The sequence below is a fragment of the Microbacterium sp. UBA3394 genome (assembly GCF_002358725.1).
Classification (GTDB): domain Bacteria; phylum Actinomycetota; class Actinomycetes; order Actinomycetales; family Microbacteriaceae; genus Microbacterium; species Microbacterium luteum.
On record NZ_DEPK01000056.1, the window covers coordinates 10,134 to 15,116 of the forward strand.

The window sequence follows — 4,983 nt, forward strand, 5'->3', positions numbered from 1 at the left end:
CATCGTTCCCGGGTCGACGTTCAGGTAGGGGTCGAGCTTCTGCATCACGACGCGAAGACCTCGCGCCGTGAGCAGGTTGCCGAGGCTGGCCGCCGTGAGACCCTTGCCGAGGGAGGAGACGACACCGCCTGTCACGAAGATGTGCTTCGTGGTGTCGTGGGGGGAAAGTCCGTCACCGGGAGTCTGCGTCACGGGCTTCGATCCTATCAGTCGCGTTCCGCGCCGAGGTCGAGCAACTCGCGCGCGTGGGTGAGAGCGGCATCGCTGTCGGGCATGCCCGACAGCAGCCGCGCCATCTCGGCTTCGCGATCGGGGCCCTTCAGGCGGCGCACGCTCGAGGCCGTCACGGATCCGTCGCTGGCTTTGACCACCGAGAGGTGATTGGATGCGAAGGCCGCCACCTGTGCGAGATGCGTGACGGCGATCACCTGAGACGACCGTGCGAGTCGGGCGAGACGCCGACCGACCTCGATCGCCGCCGCGCCCCCGATGCCGGCGTCGACCTCGTCGAACACGAACGTGGGAACGGGGTCGGTCGCGGCGATCACGACCTCGATGGCGAGCATGACGCGGCTGAGCTCTCCCCCCGATGCGCCGCGCGAGACGGGCCGCGGCTGAGCCCCGGGATGCGGGGCCAACAGGATCTGCACGTCATCCCGCCCGGCCGTCGACGGGCTCGCCGGAGAGACCTCGACCGTCACGGCCGCATCCGGCATGGCCAGGTCGCGCAGTTCCGCCGAGACCGCATCGGCCAGTCGGCTCGCGGCCGCGGTGCGAGCGGCGGTCAGTGCGTCGGCCGCCGTGTCGAGCTCCGTCGCAGCCGCATCCCGTTCCGCGGCCAGGCGGTCGAGGCGATCGCCGTCGTCGTCGAGCTCCGCCAGACGTGCCGAACCCGTGTCCAGAAGATCGATCGCGGCATCGAGGCTGCCGTGCGCGCGGACGAGCGATCCGAGCACCGCACGCCGATCTTCGACGGCGGCCAGCTCGTGTGGCCCGGACTCATCGAGATCGGCGAGGTACGCGGCGATCTCGGTCGCGAGGTCGGTGACCCGATACCCGATCTCGGCGAGGTGCTCGCCGAAGGCCGCCAGCTCGGCGTCGCGATCGGACGCCCTCTCCACGGCGCGGCGCGCATCGGCCAGGAGCGCGGTCGCATCGGGCCCTCCGGACTCGCCGGAGAGCGCCTCGTGGGCGGTGGCCGCGGCCATGCGGAGCTCCTCGATGTTGGCCAGCCGCTCGGCGCGCGCCGTGAGCTCGGCATCTTCGCCGGGCTGCGGTGCCGCCTGTTCGATCTCCGCGATCTCGGCTCGGAGACGTTCGGCCTCCGCCCGGCGATCGTCCCGGTCTGAGGTGAGCGAGGTGAGCTCCGCGTCGAGGGCACGCCAGCGGTCGTAGACGTCTCGATACGCCGCGAGCGGAGCCGCGATCTCGGCGCCGCCGAAGCGGTCGAGGGCGTCGCGCTGTGCGACGGCGGAGCGCAGGCGGAGCTGATCGGACTGCCCGTGCACGACGACGAGCTCTTCGGCGAGATCCGCGAGCACTCCCGCGGGCGCGGCGCGTCCGCCGACCGACGCTCGGCCACGACCCTCGCGCGACACCGAGCGACCGACGAACAGCTCCGCGCGTCCGTCGCCGAGTTCCTCGACGTCACCGCCGGCGTCTCGTACGCGGTCGACGACCGCGCCCGCCTTCGGGACGATCCACACGCCGTCGACCGAGGCCTGCCCGGCGCCCGCTCGCACAGCGCCGGAATCCGCCCGCTGACCGAGCAGCAGCCCCAGCCCGGTCACGACCATCGTCTTGCCCGCGCCGGTCTCTCCGGTGATCGCGGTGAACCCGGGACCGATGGGAAGGGTCGCCTCGGCGATCACCCCCAGATCGCGAAGACGCATCTCCTCGATCACGGGTGCCCCTCCCCCTCGGGGGGCGACGTGCGCAGCGTCGCCGTTGTCGGCGAGGTGCCCGGTCCGCGCCATCCCTCCACGGGCAGTCGGAACTTGCGCACCAGTCTGTCCGTGAACGCGGCCTGGTGGAGCCGCGCGAGCCGAACGGGATCGGTCGCCCGCCGCACGACCACGCGTGCTCCCGGCGGGAGCTCGTGCGAGCGACGTCCGTCGCACCAGAGCACCCCGCTGCCCCCGGTTCCCTCGATGAGCTCGATCGCGACCGCGTGGTCGGGGCCGACCACGAGCGGCTTGGCGAACAGCGCGTGCGCCGACAGCGGCACGACGGCGATCGCCTGCACGGTCGGCCAGATGACGGGACCACCGGCCGAGAAGTTGTAGGCAGTGGACCCGGTCGGGGTCGAGACGACCACCCCGTCGCAGCCGAACGCCGACAGCGGCCTCCCGTCCACCTCGATCGCGACCTCGAGCATCCGTTCCCGCGCGGCCTTCTCCACCGTCGCCTCGTTCAGCGCCCAGGTCTCATACACGACGGTGTCGGTGTCATCCTTGATGCGCACCTGGAGGGCGAGTCTCTCCTCGACCTCGTACTCGCGTGAGATGACGCGACGGACCGCCTCGTCCATGTCGTCCCGCTCGCTCTCGGCGAGGAATCCGACGTGCCCGAGGTTGATGCCGAGCACCGGCGCCGTTCCCCCACGCACCAGTTCCGCCGCCCGCAGGATGCTCCCATCGCCGCCGAGCACGATCGCCAGTTCGATCTGCGACACGTGCACGTCTCGCCCGAGCACCGCCAGACCGTCGACGTCAGGACGAGCCGCGCACATCTCGGCCGCGTCGACCTCGTCGAGAACGGGCACGGCGCCCGCGACGCGCAGCGCGGTGATGACGCTCTCCGCGGCGTCGCGGGTGTCATCGCCGCCGCGCACGACGACGAGAATGTACCGCTCGGGCTCGGTCATCGGGCTCCTGTCAGCTCGGAGATCGTGTCCAGCCATTCTGTCGGATTCGCGCCGGTGCCCGCCGCGAGGTGCACGAGATACTCCGCGTTGCCGTGTGTGCCGGCCAGTGGCGAGGCGATGACCCCGCGGGTACCCAACCCGGCATCCCAGGCACTCCACAGCACATCCGCGACAGCCTCGGCGCGAAGCGCCGGATTGGTGACCAGGCCGCCGCGCACGGCGGTGCGTCCCACCTCGAACTGGGGCTTGACCAGCAGCACCGCGTCGCCGCCTGCCGCCATCGTCACGGCGACGGCGGGAAGCACGAGCGTCAGCGAGATGAACGACAGGTCTCCCGTGACCACCGACGGCGGTGCGGCGACGCCGCTTGCCGCTCGCAGCCCCACCGCATCCATGTGCCGCACGTTGTAACCTTCGAGGCTGGTCACGCCGGGGTCCCCTGCGATCACCGGATCGAGCTGGCCGTGACCGACGTCGACGGCGATCACCGGTGCGGCACCGCGTTCGCGCAGAACCTGGGTGAATCCACCGGTCGACGCTCCCATGTCGAGGGCGCAGCGGTCCGAGACTGCTACGTCAAATGCATCGAGACCCGCGATCAGCTTGTGAGCGGCACGGCTGACGTAGTGATCGGAGGCGGCGACCGAGATGCGCGCGTCGTCAGCGACGCGCGTGGATGACTTGACCACGGTCGCCCCGTCGACGGTGACCAGACCCGCACCGATCAGCGTTGCGGCGTGGGTGCGCGAGCGAGCAAGTCCGCGCGCAGCCACGGCCGCGTCGAGGCGCGACGTCATGAGCGCGAGGCGCGCCCGGTCACATCGGCATCCAGGCGCGCTGAGAATTCATCGTGGATGGAGCCATAGGCGTCGGCGCGCACAGAAAGAGGCTGAGCCTCGATCACCTCGAGGCGGGAGACGAGATCCATCCCGTCCGAAACCGGATCAGCCTCGCGAGAAGAGGTGTCGACGCCCGTCGGCGGTGCAGGGTTCGGCAGGCTCTCCATCCCCACATGCTACGTGTCTCAGGGGCGATGGAACGGATCGGCATACAGCCTGTCCGGAACCCGGAAGCCGAAGATCTGCCGTCCGGTATCCCAGATGGCATGCGCTCCCGCGCGGAGAAGATCGATCTGCGATCCACCCGCCGCCAGGATGCTCACGTCCGCGCCGTCGATCCGCACGCGCGCATCGCGAACGCGTACGACGCCGTCCTTCCGGATGACCTCCGGATACGGCTCATGCAGCTCTCGAAGGTCCGAGAGCACGTAGGTCGGCTGCGAGCCGGACGGAGCGGCGAGCACATGCTTGGGACGGTCGATTCCCGTCAGGACGAGAGCCGAAGCGATGCCCGCGCGATTGGCACCGAGGATGTCCGTGTCGAGCCGGTCACCGAGGAACAGAGGTGCGCGAGAGGAGAACCGCGCAACAGCCTCCTCGAAGATCGGTACCTCGGGCTTGCCGGCGACCGTTGCGAGACGACCGACGGCCGTGTGGACGGCGGAGACGAGCGTGCCGTTCCCGGGCGCGATCCCCCGGGCCTGCGGAATCGTCCAGTCGGTGTTCGTCGCGATCCACGGGATGCCGCCGTCGTCTTCGGGGGTCGCGAGCGCAAATGCCGCTTCGGCGAGCTGGGTCCACCCCACCTCGGGCGCGAAGCCCTGCACGACAGCCGCGGGTCGGTCCTGTGCACTTCGCGTGACGACGAAGCCATGCTTCTCGATCTCGGACACGAGGCCGTCCCCGCCCACGACCAGGATCGTCGAGCCGGCCGGCACACGTGTGGCGAGCAGCCGAACCGCCGCCTGCGGACTGGTGACTACGTCCGCGGGCTCCGTCGGCAGACCGAGGTCGCGCAGATGCGCCGCCACCGACGCGTCGGTTCGCGACGCATTGTTGGTGATGTAACCGAGACGGCGATCAGACGCCGCGCGGATGAGACTGTCGACAGCGTGCGGAATCGCGCCGGACCCCGCGTACACGACGCCATCGAGGTCCGCCAGAACAGTGTCGACACCCTCAAGCGGAGTACGACCGGCGGAGCGCCCGAACAATGCCATGCGTGTCCTTCCGAGATGCCCTCGAGAACGGCTCTTAACGAGTAATGGCCACCCTGCT

5 protein-coding genes and 1 pseudogene are annotated in these 4,983 nt (G+C 70.3%); all 6 read right to left on the reverse strand.

Going from position 1 to position 4,983, the window contains the following annotated elements; translation table 11 throughout:
- Positions 1 to 192 (reverse strand): annotated as a pseudogene (locus tag B4E30_RS03075) (CTP synthase); the annotation flags it as partial.
- Positions 193 to 206: 14 nt separating this feature from the next.
- Positions 207 to 1,904, reverse strand: a complete 1,698-nt coding sequence (gene recN / locus B4E30_RS03080) for a DNA repair protein RecN (protein WP_286793440.1) — start codon at positions 1,902 to 1,904, stop codon at positions 207 to 209.
- The gene (locus B4E30_RS03085) at positions 1,901 to 2,866 is read right to left on the reverse strand and encodes an NAD kinase (RefSeq protein WP_286793437.1); all 966 of its coding nucleotides are present in this window, start codon (positions 2,864 to 2,866) and stop codon (positions 1,901 to 1,903) included. Before B4E30_RS03085 ends, recN begins: the two co-directional genes overlap by 4 nt.
- The gene (locus B4E30_RS03090) at positions 2,863 to 3,663 is read right to left on the reverse strand and encodes a TlyA family RNA methyltransferase (protein ID WP_286793438.1); all 801 of its coding nucleotides are present in this window, start codon (positions 3,661 to 3,663) and stop codon (positions 2,863 to 2,865) included. Before B4E30_RS03090 ends, B4E30_RS03085 begins: the two co-directional genes overlap by 4 nt.
- Positions 3,660 to 3,872 (reverse strand): hypothetical protein, encoded by a 213-nt coding sequence (locus B4E30_RS03095; RefSeq protein WP_194385617.1) that lies wholly within the window; start codon positions 3,870 to 3,872, stop codon positions 3,660 to 3,662. Before B4E30_RS03095 ends, B4E30_RS03090 begins: the two co-directional genes overlap by 4 nt.
- A gap of 18 nt (positions 3,873 to 3,890) precedes the next feature.
- Positions 3,891 to 4,925 carry an HAD-IIA family hydrolase gene (locus tag B4E30_RS03100; protein ID WP_286793439.1) on the reverse strand — a complete coding sequence of 345 codons (1,035 nt, stop codon included), beginning with the start codon at positions 4,923 to 4,925 and terminating at the stop codon, positions 3,891 to 3,893.
- Between the last annotated feature and the right edge of the window lie 58 nt (positions 4,926 to 4,983).